This is a genomic window from Paenibacillus pasadenensis (assembly GCF_002864175.1).
In the GTDB taxonomy this organism is placed as follows: domain Bacteria; phylum Bacillota; class Bacilli; order Paenibacillales; family Paenibacillaceae; genus Paenibacillus_O; species Paenibacillus_O pasadenensis.
In genome coordinates, this window is the sequence record NZ_NFEZ01000004.1 from 408,005 (window position 1) to 429,216 (window position 21,212).

Below are 21,212 nucleotides of genomic sequence, written 5' to 3' on the forward strand. Positions count from 1 at the left end.
TTCTTTAGCCTAGTAAAGATTGGGTTCGAGATGGAGAGACATCGGATCGCGGACGGGCGGGATGGACAAGCCTGCTGCGACAAGAGGAGGAACAGGAACGTGCCGAAGGAAGAGCGGCGCCAAGGGCTCCAGGCGCAGGGATGGATGACAGGGAATAGGGAGGCTTCCGCCGGAGGTACCGGCTCCCGAATCGGCGAGGCTTCTGGCGAAAAGGCGGCGGCAGTCGCCGCTTGCTCCATGCGGGACGGCCGCCGTCATCAGGACGGGCAGAGCTTCATGCGCGACGGCCGCCGCCGGCAGGACGGACAGCGTTCCGTGCAGGCTGAGCCGCACAGGACGCTCAGCCTGCGCGGTCTGCAGCGCCGCCTGCGGCGCATGCCGTGGCGCAAATGGCTCGCCGGCGGACTCGCCGCGAGCTTGATCGCGGGCCTGCTGCCCGTCGCAGGCCCGCTGCCGCAAGCGGCGGCAGCGCCGGCTCCGAACGGCGGCTCGCTGTCGCCGGTCATCGTGACGGAGATCGTGCCTGATGATGTGACGACCGGAACGGATGTATACGAGTTCTTCGAGTTGCATAACCTCGGCACGGTGCCGCAGGACGTGACGGACGCGCTGTATTACCGCTATACAACCAGCAGCTCGCCGGATCTGAAGTTTGCCCTCCCCGCCGGCACGGTGCTTGCCCCTGGCGAGACGAAGGTTTTCTGGTACAACGTCAGCTCCTTGGATCTTTCCCTGTTCAATGCCTATTACCGGACCGAACTCGCTCCAAGCCAGGTCGTATCTATTCCAAAGCAGCCGACTGGCGGCTTTTCGGGCTTTGCCAACGGAGGGAACAGGGCTGTTGTCCTGAAGACGAACGGCGAAGACAAGGCCATCGCGGCTTATCAGGGGACTGAGGTGAAGGCTAACCCGACTCTCGGCGTCCACTACCAAGCCTCCCGCACGGCCGAGCAGGGCAAATACGCCGTGCTGGCCGTGCCGACGCCGGGCTCGGTCGAGGCGGGCCAGCTGATCGCGCCGCCGCCGCCCGTCGTGCCGGGCCAGCCGGTCCTCGCGCATGAGCCGGCTGCGTCCGCCAAGGGCGGACAAGCGCTGCCGATCGTCGCGCAGGTGGCGGACGGCGACGGCCAGCCGCTCCAGACGGCGACAGCGGCCGTCTATTACCGCACGGTCAACCAGTCCGTGTACAAGAGCGCGGCGCTGCGCCCCGCGGACGGCGGCGGCACCGCGTTTGCAGGCAGCATCCCGGCGGCGGCCGTCGCCGAGGAGACGCTGTACTACTACATCCAGGCGGACAACGGCGGGGTCAAGGGCACGACTCCTGCCGCCGCGGTCCAGGTCGAGCTTCCGCAGGCCGATCCCGACCGCGTGCCGCCGCTGCTCGTCACCGAGGTGACGCCGGATACGGCGAACATCGGCGGCTCCGACGGCTACGAGTTCATCGAGATCTACAACAATACGGATCGCGAGCTCGATTTTGGCGATTACAAGCTCTACTACCGCTATCCGGAAAAAGGGCCGGAAGCCGACGTTGTCTGGGCGAGCGATCCGGAGCAGGTCACGATCCCGGCGCAGAGCGCCATCGTGCTGTGGGTCATCAATGCGGCCAACGGCTCGGCGACGGCCGCCCAGTTCAACGCGAACTTCGGCAGCTCGCTCGTCGAAGGGCAGAACCTGTTCCGCGTGCACAGCGCCGGCATGGCCAACGGCTCGCCGCGCGCGCTCGTCGTCGGCACGAACGCGCATGTCGACATCGCATCCGCTTCCTATGAGGCGGCGGACGTCAAGGCGGACAAGGGCATCCAATACCGCTACCCGACGCTCGGCGGCAAGGACATGCTGAATCTCGGCCCGGCCGCGGCCAAGTCGACCCCCGGCAGCGTAGAGCCGTGGCAGCTGCCCGCCCGTCCGGTCCATGCGGCCGACGACGCGGCTGCGCCGGCGCTGCTCGACCGCACCGGCGTCGCCGAGGCGGACGCGTCCAAGGACCTCGACATCCGGCTCGAGGCGGAGGACGAGAACGGCATCAAGTCCGTCCGGCTCCAGTACCGCACCGACAAGAGCGATTGGGCGAGCTTTTACCTGACGCAGGACTACAACGACACGTACTATCACTACCTCATCCCGGCGGCCGATCTGATCGGCAAAAGCTACGTCGAGTACAAGGCGGTCGCCTCCGACGGCCAGAACCGGACGGAGCTGCCGGCCGTGCGCGTGCCGGTGAAGGATGGCCGCGACAAGTCGCCGCTGCGCCTGAACGTGGCCGAAGGCCAGTTCGTCCGGGGCGTGCAGACGCTCAAGGGCACGGCGGAGCAGCATGCGCCGGGCGAGCTGCAGCTGGCGCTGGACGGCAAGACGGTGACGGAGGGCGTGTACGCCTCGCTCGAGCAGGACGCCTATCTGGCGTTCGACGTCAGCGGCGTCGACTACTATTTCAAGAACGCGGTGACGATCGGCAAAGAGATTCTGTATACGTTCATGGATCCGATCCCGTCGTGGCGCACGCTGCTCTATCCGATCGGCCAAGAGCGGCTGAAGGCCGGCGACAACGGCATCTGGATCCGGGTCGGATCCAAGTCCGGTCCGTTCGACGACCGCACGGAGGAAAACAAGGACGACTTCCAAATGCGCAACGTGCGCCTCATCCTGGCGGACGGCACGATCATCTACGATCCGGCTTATGCGGACCGGAGCAAGGTGCTGGAGATGGGCGACAAAGGCAAGATCGAAGGGATCGAGTTCAAGTTCCCGCTGCTCGCCGAGCAGCTGCGCTCCCGCACGTACGCCTGGGATACGACGGCGGAGGCGGACGGCAGGCATGAGATCGTCCTGACGGGTCCGGGGGGCTTGTCGCTCGCCCGCAGCGTCGTCGTGGACAACGCGGCTCCGGTCATCGCGCCGACCGTGGAGGAAGGCCGGACGTACCGCGGCGAATTCGCGATCGACGCGACGATTACGGATGCGCTCTCCGGCGTGAAGGCCGCTTCGGTCGCGGCGACGCTGGACGGCAAGCCGGTGAAGCTGCCTTATGCGGCGACCAGCTCCGCGCTGGGCGGCGGCAAGCATGTCCTCGTCATCGCGGCCGAGGATAACGCCGGCAACCGGACGGAGCGGACGGTCCGCTTCCTCGTGCCGGACGAGAACCCGCTGGCGCCGGAGCTCGTCGCTCCGCTGCAAGGCGCGGACGTCTCCGGCTCCTCGGCGGAGCTGGCCGTGCGGGTCGCCGACCCGACGGGCGACGAGCTGAGCGTCGGCTTCTACGAGGGCTTCAAGCATAGCGCGGAGCGGAAGGAATCGTTCCGGGCGTACGCCGGCCAGGCGGCCGTCGAGCCGCCGCCGGTGCTGCGGCCGGAAGGCGAGCGCGAGCTGACGGCGGCCGAATACGCCAGCATCGCGTCGGCAGACGGGGACAAGCTGGTGAACGACGCCACGGACGCTTTCCCGTACCACCGCTTCGAGATCAAGCTGGACGCGGCGGTGAAGCCGCGGGACGAGGTCCGTCTGGAGTGGAAGGGCAGCTCGCTCGCGGGCCGCAAGGTGACGCTGTACGCCTGGAGCGCGGCCGCAGCCAAGTGGGAGCGGCTGGCGCAGAACGTGCCGGCGGACGAGGGGCCGTTCGAGCTGAGCGCCTCGGTGGAGGCAGGCGCCTACGCCGTGGACGGAGTCGTGCACGCGCTCGTGCAGGACGAGATCGCTGCCGCTCCGGCAGCCGCAGGCGGCGACGGGCAGGAGGGCGGAGCTGCCGCCACCGCCGCCTCGGGGCGGGGCTATGACTTCTCCTTCGTCTGGATGTCGGATACGCAGTATTATTCCGAGAGCTGGCCTTTCATCTATGAGGGCAATACGAAGTGGGTGCTGGACAACCGCGATGCGATGGACATCCAGTACGTCATCCATACCGGCGACATCGTGGACAAGTCGTACAAGCCCGAGCAGTGGGACAACGCCCAGCGGGCGATGAAGCCGTTCGACGACGCGGGCATGCCGTACGGCGTGCTGGCGGGCAACCATGACGTCGGCCACCAGACCGGCGACTATACGGAGTATGGGAAGCATTACGGCGAGGACCGCTTCAAGGACAAGCCGTACTACGGCGGCTCCTACGAGAACAACCGCGGCCACTACGACCTGATCTCCGCCGGCGGCCAGGACTTCATCATCGTCTACATGGGCTGGGGCATCGGCGAGGAGCAGATCCAGTGGATCGACGGCGTGCTGAAGCAATATCCGGAACGCAAGGCGATTCTCGCCTTCCACGAGTACCTGCTCGTCTCCGGCAACCGCGCTCCGATCGCCGACGAGATCTACGAGCATGTCGTGACGAAGAACAAGAACGTGTTCGCCGTGCTGTCGGGCCACTACCATGACGCCGAGACGAAGATCGACGAGATCGACGACAACGGCGACGGCGTGCCGGACCGCAAGGTGTACCAGATGCTCGCGGACTACCAGGGCGCGGAGATGGGCGGCCTCGGCTACATCCGGCTGATGCAGTTCAACCTCGCGGCGAACCGCGTGGACATCAAGACGTACTCGCCGTATCTCGACGACTACAACTACTACGATGCCGACGTGCATCCTGGCAAGGACGAGTTCAGCCTCGAACTGAACCTGGCCCCGATGGTCAAGCGGGTCGCGACCGACTCGATGACCGCGAGCGTGTACACGCAGACGCCGATCGGCTCCGTGCAAAAGGCCGCGAGCGGCGCTGTCGCGCGCGCGGCATGGACCGGCCTGACGGACGGGCTGCATCAATGGTATGCCGTCGCCCGCGACGAGCATAGCGGCTATGCGCGCTCCGACATCTGGAGCTTCGCGGCGAAGGGCGGCGCAACGCCGACGCCGAAGCCGACGACAAGCCCGACGCCGACGACAAGCCCGACACCGACGCCGAGCGCCGAGCCGACGCCGGGTACGGGCACCGGGCCGGGACCGATCGCGACGCCGACGCCAAGCGCGAGCCCGACGGCGAGTCCTTCGCCGAGCGCGGCTCCGTCGCCGACGCCGAGCGCCAGCCCGGCTCCAAGCGCAAGTCCTGCGCCGAAGTTCAGCGACGTCGAGCCGGGCCACTGGGCGGTCGGCGCGATCGGCCGCGCGGCAGCGCTCGGCATCGTGACGGGCGACGCGGACGGCCGCTTCCGCCCGGACGCCGGCGTGAGCCGCGCCGAGCTGGCGACGATGCTCGGCCGCGCCCTCGGCTGGCCGGACGGCGGCCGCGCGGACAGCTTCGCCGATGCGGCGAAAATTCCGGCGTATGCCCGCGGCTATGCCGCCCAAGCGGCAGCGGCCGGCATCATCGGCGGCTACGCGGACGGCACGTTCGGGCCGCAGCGCGCGCTGACGCGCGCCGAGCTCGCCGCCGTCCTGTCCCGCGCCGCCGGGCTGCAGGCGCCGGCCGGCGCCAAGCCGGACTTCGCCGATGCGGCGAAGATTCCGGCCTGGGCGAAGCCGTACGTGGCGGCCGTGCAAGACGCCGGCCTCATGAACGGCATCGGCGGCGGCCAGTTCGCTCCGGCCCAGCCGGTGACGCGCGCCCAGGCGGCCGCGGCGCTGATCGGGCTGATCGACCTGCGGGCGAACCGCGGCTAAAAGGTGATATTCCGTTACGGCCTCCCTTTAACCAGGGGAGGCCGTATTTCTGTCACTAGCATGAGCTTCACATTGATCTGGAACAATCCGATCCCATCCTCTTGACCCTCGAAACCATGGTGAACGCGACAGCGGCCGTGGTTTTTTTGTTGTTCCTTTTAAACGAAATTTAACTACCGCGCCGCCATCGGGAAAGACTATGATGAAAGGATCATCGAGCGGCTCGAACACAGAGAAGCGGAGGAGGCGGCGCATGAACGGAAAAGCGAGGCTGCTGTACATCGAGGACGATCCGGAAATCGGCGGCTGGCTGTCGCGCGATCTGCGGGAGCGCGGCTACGAGGTGGAGTGGCGGCAGAGCGGCGAAGGAGCGGAGGCGCTCGCGGAGACGGCCGACATGGCGATCCTCGACGTGATGCTGCCGGGACTGGACGGCTTCACGGTCGGACAGAAGCTCAAGCGAGGCTGCCCCGGCCTGCCGATCCTCATGCTGTCCGCCCGCTCGGCCGTCGAGGACAAGCTGCAGGGACTGCGCTTCGCCGACGATTACATGACGAAGCCGTTCCATCCGGAGGAGCTGGCCGCCCGCATCGAGGTGCTGCTGCGGCGCTTCGGCAAGGGCGAGGACCAGCCGGTGCGGCTCGGCCATCTGCTCGTGCGCCCGCGCGAGCTGACCGTCACCGACGGAGAGAGCGGGGAGGAGATCGCGCTGACGCCGAAGCAGCTGCAGATTCTGCTTTTCCTGCTGCGCCACCCCGGACGCATCCTGACGAAGGAGCAGATCTACGAGTCGGTATGGGGCGAGCCCTACCTCGAGGGGGACAAGACGGTCATGGTGCATATCCGGTACTTGCGCGAGCGCATTGAAAAGGATCCCGCCAACCCGTCGCTGATCGAGACGGTGCGCGGCATCGGCTACCGGGCGAGGCCGTCGTGAGCCGCCTGCCGTCGCCCCGCCGCCTGCTCCGCCGACTCCGCCGGCCGTCGCTGCTCCTGCGCTACGGCGGCATCGTGCTGTCGGCAATCATCCTGCTGCCGCTGCTGCTCATGCTCGTCGGCGTCGTGACGATGACGTCGCTCGGCTGGCTATGGCCGCGGGACGAGCCGTCGATCTATTCGGACACGACGAAGCTGCGCCTTGCGTGGGAGGCGGAGGCGGCCGCGATGGGCGGGGAAAGTCCCGCTGAAGCGGCCGCCCGCATGGCGGCCTGGAAGGAGCGCTACCCCCGCACCTATATTTTTCGCGTCGATGCGGAGGGCCGGCTGCGGGACGTCATGCCGGCGCGCAAGGACTTGCCGTCCGTCTGGTCCGCGGCCTATACGGTCGAATATATGAAGGATGCGGTGAGCGGCGACCGCTTCACGGTCGTCAGCTTCGTCGGCTCCTCGCGCACGGAGGGCTTCATCGCGATGGAGGTGCCGCGTTATTTGACGCTGCCCTACTCGCAGCGGATGGACCGCGTGAGCGGCGGCGTGTACGCGGGCGGCGTGCTGCTCATGCTCGGCCTGTTCCTGCTCGTGTCGATGCTGTTCTTCCTGCGCATCCGCCGCCGCCTCGTGCGGCTGCAGGCCGCGATGGAGCGCCCGTCGGCCGGCGGCCTGCCGGAGCCGGTCGAGCTGTCGGGCGCCGACGAGATCGGACGGCTCGAGGGCAGCTTCAACGGCATGGTGCGCCAGCTCGAGGACGCCCGCCGCCGCGAGCGGCAGGAGGAGGAGCTGCGGCGGGATCTCATCGCCCGCCTCTCCCATGACCTGCGCACGCCGCTCACCGTGCTGCGGGCCCATGCGCATACGCTGGCCAAGGAGCCGCTCGGACCTTCCGGCCGCGAGTCGCTGGCGCTCATGACGGGCAAGCTCGATTATCTCTCGGAGATGATGGAGAACCTCTTTTCCTACAACCTGCTGTCCGCGGGCAAATATCCGTACCGTCCCGAGCGGCTCGACGCCGCCCGGCTCGTCCGCACGCAGCTGGCCGCCTGGTACCCGGCGTTCGAGCAGGCCGGCCTCGAGCTGGAGTCGGATCTGCCCGAGGAGCCGCTCTGGTGGACTGCCGATCCGCGCTGGCTGGAGCGCGTGCTCGACAACCTGCTGCTCAACGTGCTGCGCCACGCCGCCGCCGGGGGCTGGTGCGCCGTGCGCCTGTCGCCGGAGGCGGGCGGCACGCTCCGCGTCGAGGATCGCGGCCCCGGCATGGACGCTCCGTCCGCGGCCAAGGGCAGCGGCCTCGGGCTGGCGATCGCGGAGCTGATGCTGCGCGAGCAGGGGCTCAGCCGCACGGTCCGGTCTTCGAAGGAGGGGACGGTCGTGGAGATCCGGCCGGCGGAGCGGGCTGGCGCGGACTCGGCCGCCGGCGGCTCGGCGGATCGAGGCGCAGATCAGCCCTGAGGCGGGAGGAGCCTCGGCCCGGCTCTGTCCGCAAGAGAGACGGCCTTCGCATCCCCACGCCGAACCTGCGGACATGCGCCTAGCAACGCTGACGCTCAAGCGCTCCAAAACCTGAACAGCCCGACCGGGATGACGCAATCCCGGTCGGGCTTTTTTCTACGGAGAAGGATTGCTCCGAGCCTTCGCCGGCAACCGGCGCGGACTCGCCCCTACGGCGTCACCTTGACGTTGTCGAAGCGGGTCTCGTTGTACATCGAGCGCAGCCCGGCTTTGCCGTGCAGGAAAGGGGACGGGCTGTTGTCCGCGTAGGTCAGCTTCGGCGCGTTCATGTCGCCGACGTAGACGCGGATGACAGGCCCGCTGACAGACACCTTCATCTTCTGCCAGGCTCCCGAGGCGATCGGCAGCGGCGCGTAAGCGAGCTGCTGCCAGCCGTAGTTCATTTTGCAGAGATAGACTCCGTCCGGCTTCAGGAAGGCGTAGTACCCTTGCACATAGTCCGGGTTGTTCGCCAGAACGGTGCCGTTCGACGGGTTGTTCACCCGCGTCAGGATGCCGGCGTCGCCGGTCGTGCCGACCAGCTTGATGTCCGCCTCGACGGAGTAGTCCGACCACAGCGAGGAGCCGACGACCGTCTTGGCAAAGCCGCTTCCCGCCGCAGCCAGCTCCCCGCCTGCGACCGACCAGCCGCCCTCGAAGCGCGTCCAGCCGTTGTCGTTGCCGTCGCCAAAGTCGTCCGTAAATACGCTCGGAGCCTGCCCCCGCTCGAACGTCAGGCTGCTGAAGTCGAACTCGCCCTGCACCGTCTCGACCCTCAGCTCATGGTAGCCCGCCGTCAGGTAAAGCCCCTTCTTGGCGACGTTGATCCACTTCTCCCAGTCGCCGCTGCCGCTCGACTGCACGACGCCGGTCAGGTCGGCCGCGCCGTCCCAGATGCGAAAGCCAACGGAAGGGAATGTCGTGGCGATGCGGGCGCTCACGTCGTACAGGCCGGTCTCGGCGACGTTGACCCGGTACGTGAGCCATTCTCCCGGCTGGTTCCAGCCGACGACCTCCTTGCCCTCGGCCGCGGAGGAACGGATGTCGACGCCGTCGCTCCGATAGGCGCCGCCGGTATTGCCGGCCGTCAGGTCATGGTAGCCGACGCCCTCTCCGCCCTTGCGGTAATGGACCGCCTCGATCGTGCCCGGCAGCGGCTTGTAGGCGTTCCAGACGCTGCTGCCCTCGACGTCGTTGCTGAACGCCGTGTATCCGAAGTCGGCGTGGGCGTCGAGCGTCGAGTAGCCGATCCGGCCGCCGCCGAGCCCGCCGACAGCGCGCGTCTGCTTTTTCATGCCGTCCACATAGATGGAAAAGGCCGAGCCGCGCTTCTCCACGCGGATCTGATGCCACTTCGTATAGTCGTATCCAGCGGGCAATGCCGAGTATTGCCAGCCCTGCGAGACGCCGCCGACGACGAAATTCGTCTCGAGCCGGTTCAGCTTGCGGTTCAGCACGGCGGTGCCGTAGCTGTTCTCGTCCGTATAGGAGAACACCGCTCCATACAGCGGATTGGCGCTCGTGCCCATCTTCATCTGCTTGGCATGGAATTCGGCCGTATAGTCGGACTCGGTCGAGGCGGCCGTCACCTGGCGATGCCAGACGGAGGTGCCGATCGTGTCCTGCCACATCAGCTCCTGGTTGTAGATGCCCCAGGTCCCGCCGCCGACGTTGGTCCAGCCGGAGCCGATCGCCGTCCGCGCGAACCGGTCCTCGAACGTCGGTCCGGCCGGATTCGGCTGGGCGCCGGCCGTCGGGCCGAGCACGGTCATCCGGCCGCCGTTCCAGGCGACGCGGTCGAGGTTCATCTTGCGGCCGGGATACGTGGCGTTGCCCTGCGAGGCGTGGCTGTGGTACACCATGTAGTCGGAGTCGAGATCGGGACCTTTCACCATGGAGCTGTGGCCGAGGCCGACGTTGCTTCCTTCCGTGCGGATGAGCACGGGATTTTGGCCTGCGGCAGGGACGAAGCCGGTCGTCGGGCTCGAGCCGGCCGCATAGTCGACGCGGTAGGCGGTGCTCCAGACGTGGTTGCCGGTATAGGTCATGTAGTAGGTTCCGCCCCGCTTGAACGTCGTCGGTCCCTCCGTCCAGCCGGCCATCGAGAACCCGGCGGACACCGGCGCGCCGAAGGAGAGCGGCGAACTCATCGGCCGGACGTCGATCCGGTCGGCTCCCGTCGAGTAGAAATACCAGCGGCCGTCGTCGTCGATGAAGACGTGGCCGTCGATGCCCATGCCGAGATTGCCCGTCTGCACGGTGAACGGTCCGAGCGGGCTCGGGCTCGACAGCACGTAGTGGCCGTGGCCGGCCGGGGACGTGTACATGTAGAACTGGCCGTTCCAGTAGACGACCTCCGGCGCGTAGGCGCCCTTCGTGAGCGGGTCGGTCGCGCACAGGCCGCGGTAGGTCCAGTCGACCAGGTTGGTCGAGGACCATACCTTTACGCCGGTCTGGTCGTCGACCGTGCTGACGTAGAGGTAATAGACGCCGTTGAACTTCAGGATGTACGGATCGCCCTCGCCGTAGAAGTCCCCGTTGGCCCAATGCCAGGAGGAGGGCAGCGAGAAGGGATTGCTGTAGGCTCCCGCAGCGGAAGGGAGCAGCACGAAGGCAGCGGCGGCGAGCAGCAGAGGCTTCCATTTCATGAACGATCATCTCCTTTGAGCGAATAAAAGCAAAAGCTTGCTTTCTCAAGGACATCGGGCCTGTCGCCCGGCATCTCCTCCCCTCCGGCAGAGCCGCTTGATAGCGCTTGCAATTCCGGAGTATAGCAAATTCGCTGGAAAATCGAAAGAACTATTTTCGATTTTATAGAATAAATGATGATCGTTCCCGTATAGCGGGAAGATAGGTGCTTGAAGCCGCTATTTATAGGGAATAATCGGCAGCGGGCAGGGGAATTGGATCCTGCCGTCTTCCGACGGACGCTCCCTCGGAAAGCCTGCCCCCATCGTGAATCGATCCGATAGAGGCGAAAGAAAGCGTTGACATGAAGAAGATAAAGAGGCTATAGTCACAAAGGAAACAAATAAAATGGAATAAAACATAATAACCGTTGTATTCTTCACTTCCGCATCGGGACGGCAAAGGAGAGCGAGAAACGATCATGACGACAAAAAGCTACATCAAGGACTACCCCCGGCCGCAGCTGGTCCGGGACGGCTGGATCAGCCTGAACGGCGAATGGCGGTTCGGCTTCGACGACGCCGACGAGGGGGAGCGGCTCGGGTGGCCGCAGCAGTTTGGAGGCCAGCTCGGCATCCAGGTTCCTTTCACCTACGAGACCAAGGCGAGCGGCATCGGGAGCGAGGAGCATCACGCCCAGGTGTGGTACAGCCGCACGGTGGACATCCCTGCGGATGCGGAGGGCAAGCGCGCTCTGCTGCACTTCCAGGCGGTCGACTACCGGGCGAAGCTGTGGGTCAACGGCCATTATGTCGGCCAGCATGAAGGCGGCTATGCGGCGTTCAAGTTCGACATCACGCCTTGGCTCGCCTTCGGGGAGGAGAATACGCTGACCGTCAAGGTCGAGGACAGCCTCGACGCGACGCAGCCGCGCGGCAAGCAGCGCTGGGTGCAGGACAGCTTCGAATGCTTCTATGTGCAGACGACGGGCATCTGGCAGACGGTATGGATGGAGTTCGTCGAGCCGGCCCATCTGGCTGCGGTCAAGACGACGCCCGATCTCGACGCCCGCACCGTCCGCTTCGAGTACGAGGTGGCGGGGCTGCGTGCGGGAAGCGAGCTGCGGCTGGAGACGATCGTCACGCTGCGGGGGCAGACGGTCAAAAAGGCGAGCCTCGTCCTCGACCGGCCGCGGCTGCAGCTGGAGCTCGATCTCGTCCACGAGGCGAGCGGCCCGTGGATGCAGAGCCATTGGTCGCCGGCGCATCCGAGCCTGTACGACGTAGAGTTCATCCTGTACGAGGACGGCCGCGAGGCGGACCGCACGCTTTCCTATTTCGGCATGCGCAAGATCTCGATCGAAAAGGGGCAGGTGCTGCTCAACAACGTGCCGCTCTACCAGCGCCTCGTCCTCGATCAGGGCTACTGGCCGGACACCCATCTGACGCCACCGTCGGAGGAGGCGATCCTCGAGGATATCGGCAAGCTGCTCGAGATGGGCTACAACGGCGTGCGCAAGCATATGAAGGTGGAGGATGCGCGCTTCCTCTACTGGTGCGACGTGAAGGGCGTGCTCGTCTGGTCGGAGATGGCGGCCACGTTCGAGTTCAGCGACCAGGCGGTGGAGTGGTTCACGCGCGAGTGGATGGAGGTCGTCCGGCAGCAGTACAACCACCCGTCGATCGTCGCCTGGGTGCCGTTCAACGAGTCGTGGGGCGTCCCGAACATCCTCAAGGACGAGCGCCAGCAGAAGTTCACCGAGGCGATCTACCACTTGACCAAGGCGTTCGATCCGCATCGTCCGGTCGTCGCCAACGACGGCTGGGAGCACACCGTATCGGATATTCTGACGCTGCACGACTACGTCGAGCGCGGGGAGGAGTTCCTTCGCCGCTACGCGGCCAAGGACGATATCGTCGGCAACGGCATCAGCTTCAACAAGTCGAAATACGCCTTCGCGGACGGCTATGCGTACCGGGGCCAGCCGGTCATCGTCAGCGAGTTCGGCGGCATCGCCTTCCGCTCCGAGAAGGGCTGGGGCTACGGCAGCCAGGCGGGCAGCGAGGAAAGCTTCCTCGAGCGCTTCCGCAGCATCCACGAGGCGATCCGCGCGACGGACTACATCGTCGGCTACTGCTATACGCAGATCACCGACGTGCAGCAGGAGGTCAACGGGCTGCTGACCGAGGACCGCCGGCCCAAGGTGCCGCTGGAGAAGATCCGCGAAATCAATCTCGGGTAGCGGCTTCGCGTTTTAACCGTATTTTAACCGGCTTCCTCCCCGGGATTTAACCTCGGTCCGTTACGATGAGGTCAGAGGTGATGGACATGAATCATGGCATCGGCCAGCCCCTCGGCCAAGAGGGGCGCCAGCCCTGGCTGCTCGAGACGAGCGGCCTGACGAAGAAGCTTGGCGGCAAGGCCGTCGTGCGGGATGTGGAGCTCCGAATCGGCGAAGGAGACATTTACGGCTTTCTCGGGCCGAACGGCGCGGGCAAGACGACGACCATCCGCATGCTGCTCGGCCTCGCCAAGCCGACGCGCGGCCGCGTGACCGTATTCGGCAAGGATTTGGCGAAGAACCGGCTCGACATTTTGCGCCAGGTGGGCTCGCTCGTCGAATACCCGTCGTACTACGGCCATCTGACGGGCCGGGAAAATCTGGAGGTCGTACGCCGGCTGCTGGACGCGCCGCAGGAGCGGATCGCGGAGGCGCTCGGCATCGTGCGGCTGGAAAAGGATGCGAACCGCCTCGTGAAGGGCTACTCGCTCGGCATGAAGCAAAGGCTCGGCATCGCCGCCGCTCTGCTCGGGCATCCGCGGCTGCTCGTTCTGGACGAGCCGACGAACGGCCTCGATCCGGCCGGCATCCAGGAAATCCGCGAGCTGATCAAAAGCCTGCCGCAGCAGCGCGGAGTCACGATCCTGCTGTCGAGCCACCTGCTGTCCGAGGTCGAGCAGATGGCGACCCGCGTCGGCATCATCACGAGCGGCAGCCTGGTGTACCAGGATCGCATCGAGCAGCTGAAGCGGCGCACGGCCGGCCGCATCCGCCTTGCCGTCAGCGAGCCGGAGGCCGCCTGGAAGCGGCTGCTCGAGCAAGGCTGGGAGGCGCGGCGCGACGAGCGCGGCTTGACCGTGCCGGGCGGCGACGACCGCGACATCGCGGCGATCGTGGCGGAGCTCGTGCGGGAGCGGCATGCCGTCTACCGCGTCGAGGAGGAGCGCTCGTCGCTGGAGAGCGTGTTTCTGGAGATGACGGGCACAGGGGGGAGCCTCTGATGCTGGCGCGGGCGATAGCGGCCGAATGGCTCAAGCTGAAGCGGAAATGGATCCTGGCGCTGGCGGTCATCGGCCCGCTCGGCGTCGTCCTGCTGCAGGCCGTCAACTATGGGCTTCGCTATGACTACTTGATGAAGCAGAACGCGGACGATCCGTGGGGCGGGCTGCTCCAAGCGACGACCGGCCTGATGCTGCCGGCGCTGTTCATCGGGTTGGCGCTCGTCGCCTCGCTGTCCGCGGGCGTCGAGCATGCGGCAGGCGGCTGGAAGCAGCTGCTGGCGCTGCCGCTGACGCGGCTGCAGGTGTTCGCGGCCAAGACGCTGCTCACGCTGCTGCTCCTGCTGCTGTCATGCACGCTGCTGGCCGTCTTTACGCTGGCGTTTGGCGCCGTGCTTGGATTCAGCCTGCAGGAGCTGCCTTGGCCCGATCTGCTGCGGCAGTCGTATGCGCCGTATGCGGCGGCGATGCCGTTCGTCGCGCTGCAGATCGGGCTGTCGCTCGCCATCGGCAACCAGGCGGTGCCGATGACGATCGGGGTGCTCGGCATGGTCGTCAGCCTGTTCGGCATGCTGCTGCCGGACTGGGTTCCGTACAACTGGCCGTGGCTCGCGCTGAAGGCGGAGACCGCGCTGCGTGCGGCAGCGGCGGGGCTGGGCGGAGGCTTGCTGCTGCTCGCGGTCGGCTGCATGCATTTTACGCGGAAGGATGTGAGCTGACATGAGGCTGCTGCTGTCGGGAAGAAAGCAGCGTTGGGGCAGGAGAAGGCCGCTGTCGGCCGACTGGATGCGAGAGGGGCGTGTGTCGGCATGAGAAGACTGCTGTCGGCCGAATGGACGGGAGAGGGGCGTGCCGTCATGAGGAGATTGCTGTCGGCCGAATGGACGGGAGAGGGGCGTGAGCCGTCATGAGGAGACTGCTGTCGGCCGAATGGACGGGAGAGGGGCGTGAGCCGTCATGAGGAGACTGCTGTCGGCCGAATGGACGGGAGAGGGGCGTGAGCCGTCATGAGGAGACTGCTGTCGGCCGAATGGCTCAAGCTGCGCCGCTCCATCGTCTGGCTGCTGCTGCCGGTCAGCCCGCTGATCGCCTTCGCCGTCGCCTGGAAAGCCCCGCTGGAGGCGATCGGCGGAGCGGGCTGGATGGAGGCGTACATCATCAGCGCCAATGTGCACGGACTGATGTTCCTGCCGCTGCTCGTTGGCATCTTTGCGGCGCTGCTGTGCCGCTTCGAGCATGCCTCGGGCGGCTGGAAGCAGCTGCTCGCGCTGCCGGTTCGCCCAGGCGCGGTCTATTTGTCCAAGCTGGCCGCGCTGGCCGGGCTTGTCGCCTTGCTGCAGCAGCTGCTCGGAGCGGCGCTGCTCGCCGGCGGCCTGCTGCGAGGCATGGACGGCGGCGTGCCGTGGGCCGAGCTCGGCCGGGCGCTGCTCGGCGGCTGGGTCGCCTGCCTGCCGCTAGCAGCGCTGCAGCTGTGGGCTTCGTTCGCGTGGTCCAGCTTCGCGGCTCCGCTCGTGCTGGGCACCGTGTTCACGCTGCCCAACATGCTCGTCGTAAACTCCGAGCGGTTCGCCCCCTGGTACCCGTGGGCACAGCCGCTGCTCGCGATGATGCCGCGATCGGAGGAAGGCTTCGGCGCATTCAACGTCCCCGCCGAGTCGCTGTTCCTCGTCATCGGCGGCAGCTTCGCCTTGTTCCTTGCCGCCGGCTGGCTGCATTTCCGCCGGCGGGCGGTGTAGCGGGCCGGGTCGGCTGGGGGCGCGGCGGCCGACACGACCGGGGGGCGCAGCGGCCCGAGGCCTAATCCAAGGCAGAAAAGTGCCTTGGATGGGCCGGATCTCGGCCGAAGGGGCCGGATCCAAGGCAGAAAAGTGCCTTGGATGGGCGGATCTCGGCCGAAGGGGCCGGAACCAAGGCAGAAAAGTGCCTTGGATGGGCGGATCCCGGCTGGATGGCCGAATCCAAGGCAGAAAAGTGCCTTGGATGGGCGGATCTCGGCTGGATGGGGTAGCGTCAAGAAGTATGTGTAAGCAGCAAGATATTCCCAGTCAAAATGGGTTGACGTCACTCTTGGTGGTGGGGGTAGCGTTTCTCAAACATCTGCTTCAACCTACGTTTTACCGACGGGTCGCCGAAGCCGCGAATGACTTTTTTGCCATAATACTCGTTGTACTCGCTAGCCGTCAGGTAAAGGATTTTCTCGACCGCCTCCATGTTGGTCAGGCTGTTCATGGGCTTAAGTCGTTTGCGGAATTCCTTGTTCATGCGTTCAATCGGATTGGACGTGTAGATGGCCAGCTTCATTTCGGCGGGATACGAGTAGAACGTGAGCAGCGTGTCGAGCTGGTTTTCCCAGGACTGAATTTCTTTGGGATAGCGCTTCTGCCATTTGTCCTTAAGCCGGTCAAAAGCAGCCAAAGCCAAGTCCCGGTCTAGAGCGTTGTAGACGGTTTTGAGATCGGCAACGAAGTCCGTCTTGTCCTGCATGCGGATCTTGGGAAAGGTCGAGCGCACTTTGTGGACGACACAGTGCTGGACGTCGGCTTTGGGAAAGGCTTCCCGGAAGGCCGTATCCAGCCCAGGCAGCCCATCGAATACGCCAAGCAAAACTTCCTCCACGCCGCGCTGCTGCAAGTCTTTCAGCACGTCGCGCCATACGTTGGCACTCTCTTTTCCCCCGACGTAGAAGCCGAGGATGGATCGGTACCCGTCTTCGTCGATGCCCATCGCAAAACAAACGACTTCGCCGCTGACCGTGCTGCGCTTGAGCTTGACGTACATGCCGTCGAGGTAAATGACGGAGTAGCGCTTGCCGAGCGGCCTGGTCTGCCAGCGTTCCACGTCTTCCAGAACCGTCGAGGTAATGTTGCTGATCGTGGTCGGCGAGTATGCTTGACCGAACATGCCTTCAATGAACCGAGCGATGTCGCGGGTCGGCATGCCGCCTTTGTACATCTGAATGACGGCCTCCTCCAGCCAGCCGTCGCGCCGCTGATAGGGCTCGAACAGCTGCGTCTGGAAGTCGCCGTTTCGGTCCCGGGGCATCTCCAGATCCTCGATCAGGCCGTAGCGGGTGTGCAGATCCCGGTAGTAGTAGCCGTTTCGGCTGTTGCGGATACCTGCTGCCGCAGCCTCGGCCATGTGGTGCTGAATCTCCGTGCGAATGAGGAACTCGATCCGCTCCTTTACGAAGGGGATGACAGAATTTTCAAAGAGATGGTTCAGGTGGTTTTCGGTTATACTAGTCATGAAGTAGGGTCCTTTCTTGGTGGCGTCGTAACCCCGAGAATACCCTACTTTTTTTGTGCCTAGCTAGGCTCCAAATGTTGGTACACAACTTATTGTACGTCACCCTGGATGGCCGAATCCAAGGCAGAAAAGTGCCTTGGATGGGCGGATCTCGGCCGAAGGGGCCGGAACCAAGGCAGAAAAGTGCCTTGGATGGGCGGATCTCGGTCGAAGGGGCCGGAACCAAGGCAGAAAAGTGCCTTGGATGGGCCGGATCTCGGCCAAAGGGCCGAATCCAAGGCAGAGGAGTGCCTTGGATTCCCGAGAATCGGCCGAATGGCCGGAGTCTCAAGATTGAATAAAGCGTCCGAGTCACCTTAAGGTGGCACGGACGCTTTTCAGGTTTCCAGCAATGGCCGAGTTAGCCCCCGACTAGCTCCAGCAACCGACCGCCCTAGCCACCGACCGCCCTAGCAACCGACCGCCCCAGCCCCCGACGGCTCCGGCTACCGTCTGCCGGTCTTGTCGGCCGCGATCAGGAAGAACATCGGCCGTCGGGCCTCCTCCGCCCAGGCGGGATTGCGCTCGAGCATCTCCGCCGTCGGAGCGAGCTCCGACAGCTGGCGGATCGAGAAGCCGGCGGCGAGCAGCGCGTTCAGATACGTGGAGACGGTGCGATGATACTTGATGACGTCGCTGCCGAGGAAGCGGGCGGAGCGCAGGCCCTGGTCGTGATAGCGGTCGACGGGCCAGTGCAGCTTCTCGCCGTTCGTCCCGTACTGCCAGTCCTGCGCAGGTAGGGCGGTGAAGATCGGATGCTCGACCGAGAAGACGAAGCTGCCCCCGTCCGCGAGCGCGTCATGCACCTTGACCGCAGCCGCGGCGAAGTCGCCGACATAGTGGAACGCGAGCGAGCTCAGCACGACGTCGAATTCCCCCGGAAGGAAAGCGATGTCTTCGATCGCGCCGCGCCGAAAGTCGATCGCGGGATCGTCGGTCAGCTCGCGGGCGCGTTCCAGCATCTTTTCCGACAGGTCGATGGCGAGCACGGACGCCGCCCCTTGCTCCCGCGCGTAGCGGGCATGCCAGCCGTAGCCGCAGCCGAGATCGAGCACGCGCTTGCCGTCAAGCGGCGGCAGCATGGCGCGTAGCGCCGGCCATTCGCCGGCGGCGTCCAGCCCGCCCTGCGAACGGGGCATCCGGCTGTAGCGGTCAAAAAACTCCGGATCGTCGTATTTGTTTTCCTTCATCGTGCAAGCCCCCTTTTCTCTTATTTTACCTCGCCCGACCGCAGCGCAACCGGCAGAGAACGGCTTGAGCCGTTTTTTATGCGTGGCCGGCATCCGGCGCAAGAACGGGAAGGCCAGCCAAGACGGGCCATGCCAGCCAAGTCGGGCTATGCCAGGCATGGCCGGGCGACGCTGCAATCATGCGAAAGCCCGGCCTCTCGGAAGAGGCCGGGCAATGGACATGCGGCTTCGCGCAGCGGCGGGAACAACCGCTTTAGCCGAAGTAGCCCTTCATTGCGTTGGACCAGACGTAGCTCGTCGTTTTGTCCCAGTTGATCGACCAGGTCATGACGCCGCGGAAGCCGGAGTAGCCGCCCGGAGTCTGCAGCGTGTACTGGCCGCCGAACGATTGGCCCTTGGTGAGGTAGTTCAGCGCCTTGACGATGTCGGCCGGCTGCGTGTAGCCGCCGCCCGCCGCGGCCGGAGACGACGGCAGGCCGATCGCGACCTGGTCGGCGCGCAGCGCCGGGAACAGGTTGCTGGCGTTGCCGGCGATCGGGAAGCCTTTGAGCAGCACCTCGGCCATCGCGACCTGGAAGTCGGCCGTGCCCTGGGCGTAGGACTTGCCGTCGAGTCCTTGCATGGAGCCGCTGTTGTAATGCTGGACGTGGATGTAGTCGAGCTGGTCGCGCACGGCGTGGATGACCGGTAGGTAGGCGCCCCACGGGCCGCCGTAGGCGATCTGGCCGCCCTGCACGTACGCCGTTTCCGGCGCCATCGTCAGATCGAAGCCGGAGCCGTACGTCGCCATGATCTCCTTGATGGCGCTGATCAGGTTGACGACCTTGGGCGTCGTCGGGTTCTTGAAGTCGGTGTCGCCGCCGTTCAGCGACAGCGAGCTTCCTTCGAGGTCGATGTCGATGCCGTCGAAGCCGTACGTATTGATGATGTTCTTCAGCGAGCTGACGAAGCTGGCCTTGGCTGCCGCCGTGTTCAGCTCGACGGTGGCGTTGGCGCCGCCGATGGAGATGTGCACGCGGCGTCCCTGGCTTTGCAGGTAGGCGACGTCGGCCTTGAACTGGGCCGGGGTCGTCTGGAACGGCACGAACGTGAGCGTCGCATGGTCGCTCAGCGTCTCGGCGAAGCTGACGTTGATGACGTTGAAGTTCGGCGACACGTCGCGCAGCGGGATGACGCCGGAGCCGTTGTCGAAGTTATGCCAGTAGCCGACGACGACCTTGCCGGTCGAAGGCGTGGCCGAAGGAATCGGCGTGGCGGTCGGCGCGACCGTAGGCGTCGGAGTAGCGGTGGGAACCGGCGTCTTGGTCGGAGTCGGCGTCACCGTCGCGGTAGGCGTCGGCGTCACGGTCGGCTTGGGCGTCGGCGTGGCGGTCGGAGTCGGAGTGGCCGTCGGCGTGGCGGAAGGCGTCGGAGTCGGCGTCGTGCCGCCCGTCGGCGTCCACAGCGCGGGCACGTTCGGCGGCTCCCAGCCGGTCAGCGCCGTATGGGACTGCACGCAGCGGTAGTCCTTGCCGGCGTACGTCACGACGTCGCCCGCCTTGTAGGCGGTGCCGGGCGTCCAGGCCGCGGCGCCGAACACCGTTGCCGGCACGATCGCCACCAGCAGCATGAGGATCAGGGTAAGGGCAAGACTTTTGCGTTTCATCAATCCATCCCCTTTCGGAATTTCCTTGCGGAATCTTCTACTCTATTGGACCACTGAAATAGATTTCAGATAAGGGAGAATATTCCGAGAATCAGGGGCAGATTTTTTGAAGAAAGACGCCGGTTCGTCACGGAACTTCGCGGATGCTATAATCGGGGTGACATTTTTGACGAGACAAGGAGCGAATCATGAGGATCGGATTCCGTACGCTCAAAACCGCCGTCGGCGTCAGCCTGTCGGTGCTGACCGCCCAGCAGCTCGGACTGCTCAACTTCGCCTCCGCCGGCATCCTCACGCTGCTCTGCATCCAGAAGACGAGGCGCCAGTCGTTCAACGCGATCTGGGAGCGGCTGCTCGCCTGCCTCGTCGGCATCGCGGTCTCGGGGCTGGCCTTCGAGCTGGCCGGCTACTACGCGCTGCTGTTCGTGCCCATCTACCTGGTGCTGATCCCGCTGTGCGTCGGGCTGCGCTGCACCGGCGGCATCGCCAGCAGCTCGGTCATCATGATGCATGTGTACATCCACGGCGACCTGACGCTCTCGTTCATCGGCAACGAGCTGGCGCTGATCGCGATCGGCCTCGGCCTGTCGCTCGTCGTCAACCTGTACATGCCGGGCATCGAGCGTCAGGTGATGACCCTGCGGCGGCGCATCGAGGACAACATCGAGCGCATCCTGCGCGAGCTGGCGATCTATCTCAAGGACGGCAGCAGCCTGTGGGACGGCCGCGAGCTGCTGGAGCTCGACAAGCTGCTGGAGCAGGCGCGGGCGCTCGGCGTGCAGGCGACGGAGAACGACTTCAGCGGCCGGCGCAGCCTGTTCTACACCTACTACGAGACGCGAAGGCGCCAGGCCGACATCCTCAAGACGATGATGCCGCTCGTCTCCCAGGTCGACGCGAGGCTGGAGCAGGGCCGCCGCATCGGCGAGTTCCTGGACGATCTGGCCGACCACTGGAACACGATTCCCGGCGGCCGCGACTACCACGAGCGGCTGCGCTCGATCCGCGACTACCACAAGGAGCTTCCGCTGCCCGAGACGCGCGAGGAGTTCGAGACGAGGGCCAGCCTGTACGGCATGGCCAACGAGCTGGAACGGTTCATCCTGACCCTGGCTTAGGGCGTGCTTCCAACATGCCCTAAGGCCGGAGGACGGGGGGCCGTTTTTTTATTT

12 protein-coding genes are annotated in these 21,212 nt (G+C 65.5%); 8 read left to right on the plus strand and 4 right to left on the minus strand.

All coding sequences use genetic code 11. The annotated features are described in order from the left end of the window. Window positions 1-99: 99 nt before the first annotated feature. The 3 genes from B8V81_RS11550 (at window position 100) to B8V81_RS11560 (ending at window position 7,974) form a co-directional block, all read left to right on the plus strand. Window positions 100-5,589, plus strand: coding sequence for an S-layer homology domain-containing protein (locus tag B8V81_RS11550; RefSeq protein ID WP_101808407.1), 5,490 nt, complete (start codon window positions 100-102; stop codon window positions 5,587-5,589). 253 nt (window positions 5,590-5,842) lie between these two features. Then, window positions 5,843-6,526 carry a response regulator transcription factor gene (locus B8V81_RS11555; protein ID WP_028599396.1) on the plus strand — a complete coding sequence of 228 codons (684 nt, stop codon included), beginning with the start codon at window positions 5,843-5,845 and terminating at the stop codon, window positions 6,524-6,526. Then, a complete protein-coding gene (locus B8V81_RS11560; RefSeq protein WP_101808408.1) occupies window positions 6,523-7,974 on the plus strand; it encodes a HAMP domain-containing sensor histidine kinase in 1,452 nt (483 codons plus the stop codon). The genes B8V81_RS11555 and B8V81_RS11560 overlap by 4 nt, the downstream gene beginning before the upstream one ends. A gap of 209 nt (window positions 7,975-8,183) precedes the next feature. On the opposite strand, the gene B8V81_RS11565 is transcribed toward B8V81_RS11560, so the two are convergent. Next, on the minus strand, window positions 8,184-10,661 hold the full coding sequence (locus tag B8V81_RS11565; RefSeq protein WP_101808409.1) for a family 43 glycosylhydrolase: 2,478 nt from the start codon (window positions 10,659-10,661) through the stop codon (window positions 8,184-8,186). Window positions 10,662-11,122: 461 nt separating this feature from the next. Between B8V81_RS11565 and B8V81_RS11570 the strand changes: the two genes are divergently transcribed. The 4 genes from B8V81_RS11570 (at window position 11,123) to B8V81_RS11585 (ending at window position 15,656) form a co-directional block, all read left to right on the plus strand. Then, window positions 11,123-12,883 carry a glycoside hydrolase family 2 protein gene (locus tag B8V81_RS11570; RefSeq protein WP_180968431.1) on the plus strand — a complete coding sequence of 587 codons (1,761 nt, stop codon included), beginning with the start codon at window positions 11,123-11,125 and terminating at the stop codon, window positions 12,881-12,883. An 80-nt stretch (window positions 12,884-12,963) separates the two neighbouring features. Next, entirely contained in the window at window positions 12,964-13,923 is a 960-nt protein-coding gene (locus B8V81_RS11575) for an ABC transporter ATP-binding protein (protein WP_240479037.1), read from the plus strand. After that, window positions 13,923-14,639 (plus strand): ABC transporter permease, encoded by a 717-nt coding sequence (locus B8V81_RS11580; RefSeq protein ID WP_244912753.1) that lies wholly within the window; start codon window positions 13,923-13,925, stop codon window positions 14,637-14,639. The genes B8V81_RS11575 and B8V81_RS11580 overlap by 1 nt, the downstream gene beginning before the upstream one ends. A gap of 288 nt (window positions 14,640-14,927) precedes the next feature. After that, window positions 14,928-15,656, plus strand: coding sequence for an ABC transporter permease (locus B8V81_RS11585; protein WP_101808410.1), 729 nt, complete (start codon window positions 14,928-14,930; stop codon window positions 15,654-15,656). 325 nt (window positions 15,657-15,981) lie between these two features. Here B8V81_RS11585 and B8V81_RS11590 read toward each other — a convergent pair whose 3' ends face one another. The 3 genes from B8V81_RS11590 to B8V81_RS11600 form a co-directional block, all read right to left on the minus strand. After that, window positions 15,982-17,166: an IS256 family transposase gene (locus tag B8V81_RS11590; protein ID WP_101807766.1), complete on the minus strand. Its 1,185-nt coding sequence runs from the start codon at window positions 17,164-17,166 to the stop codon at window positions 15,982-15,984. Between the two features lie 485 nt (window positions 17,167-17,651). Beyond that, complete coding sequence (locus tag B8V81_RS11595; RefSeq protein ID WP_101808411.1) at window positions 17,652-18,395, minus strand: class I SAM-dependent methyltransferase; 744 nt, start codon at window positions 18,393-18,395, stop codon at window positions 17,652-17,654. A gap of 253 nt (window positions 18,396-18,648) precedes the next feature. Further along, on the minus strand, window positions 18,649-20,040 hold the full coding sequence (locus tag B8V81_RS11600) for a carbohydrate-binding protein (RefSeq protein WP_043111468.1): 1,392 nt from the start codon (window positions 20,038-20,040) through the stop codon (window positions 18,649-18,651). A 188-nt stretch (window positions 20,041-20,228) separates the two neighbouring features. Between B8V81_RS11600 and B8V81_RS11605 the strand changes: the two genes are divergently transcribed. Next, window positions 20,229-21,158: an aromatic acid exporter family protein gene (locus B8V81_RS11605; RefSeq protein ID WP_043111469.1), complete on the plus strand. Its 930-nt coding sequence runs from the start codon at window positions 20,229-20,231 to the stop codon at window positions 21,156-21,158. The last annotated feature ends 54 nt before the right edge of the window (window positions 21,159-21,212 follow it).

Excerpts from the sequence above, each read along its gene's own strand:
- B8V81_RS11580 (WP_244912753.1), top strand. The coding sequence starts at position 13,923 with ATGCTGGCGCGGGCGATAGCGGCCGAATGGCTCAAGCTGAAGCGGAAA.
- B8V81_RS11570 (WP_180968431.1), top strand. The coding sequence starts at position 11,123 with ATGACGACAAAAAGCTACATCAAGGACTACCCCCGGCCGCAGCTGGTC.
- B8V81_RS11575 (WP_240479037.1), top strand. The coding sequence starts at position 12,964 with ATGGACATGAATCATGGCATCGGCCAGCCCCTCGGCCAAGAGGGGCGC.
- B8V81_RS11590 (WP_101807766.1), bottom strand. The coding sequence starts at position 17,166 with ATGACTAGTATAACCGAAAACCACCTGAACCATCTCTTTGAAAATTCT.
- B8V81_RS11555 (WP_028599396.1), top strand. The coding sequence starts at position 5,843 with ATGAACGGAAAAGCGAGGCTGCTGTACATCGAGGACGATCCGGAAATC.
- B8V81_RS11605 (WP_043111469.1), top strand. The coding sequence starts at position 20,229 with ATGAGGATCGGATTCCGTACGCTCAAAACCGCCGTCGGCGTCAGCCTG.
- B8V81_RS11565 (WP_101808409.1), bottom strand. The coding sequence starts at position 10,661 with ATGAAATGGAAGCCTCTGCTGCTCGCCGCCGCTGCCTTCGTGCTGCTC.
- B8V81_RS11595 (WP_101808411.1), bottom strand. The coding sequence starts at position 18,395 with ATGAAGGAAAACAAATACGACGATCCGGAGTTTTTTGACCGCTACAGC.
- B8V81_RS11585 (WP_101808410.1), top strand. The coding sequence starts at position 14,928 with ATGAGGAGACTGCTGTCGGCCGAATGGCTCAAGCTGCGCCGCTCCATC.
- B8V81_RS11600 (WP_043111468.1), bottom strand. The coding sequence starts at position 20,040 with ATGAAACGCAAAAGTCTTGCCCTTACCCTGATCCTCATGCTGCTGGTG.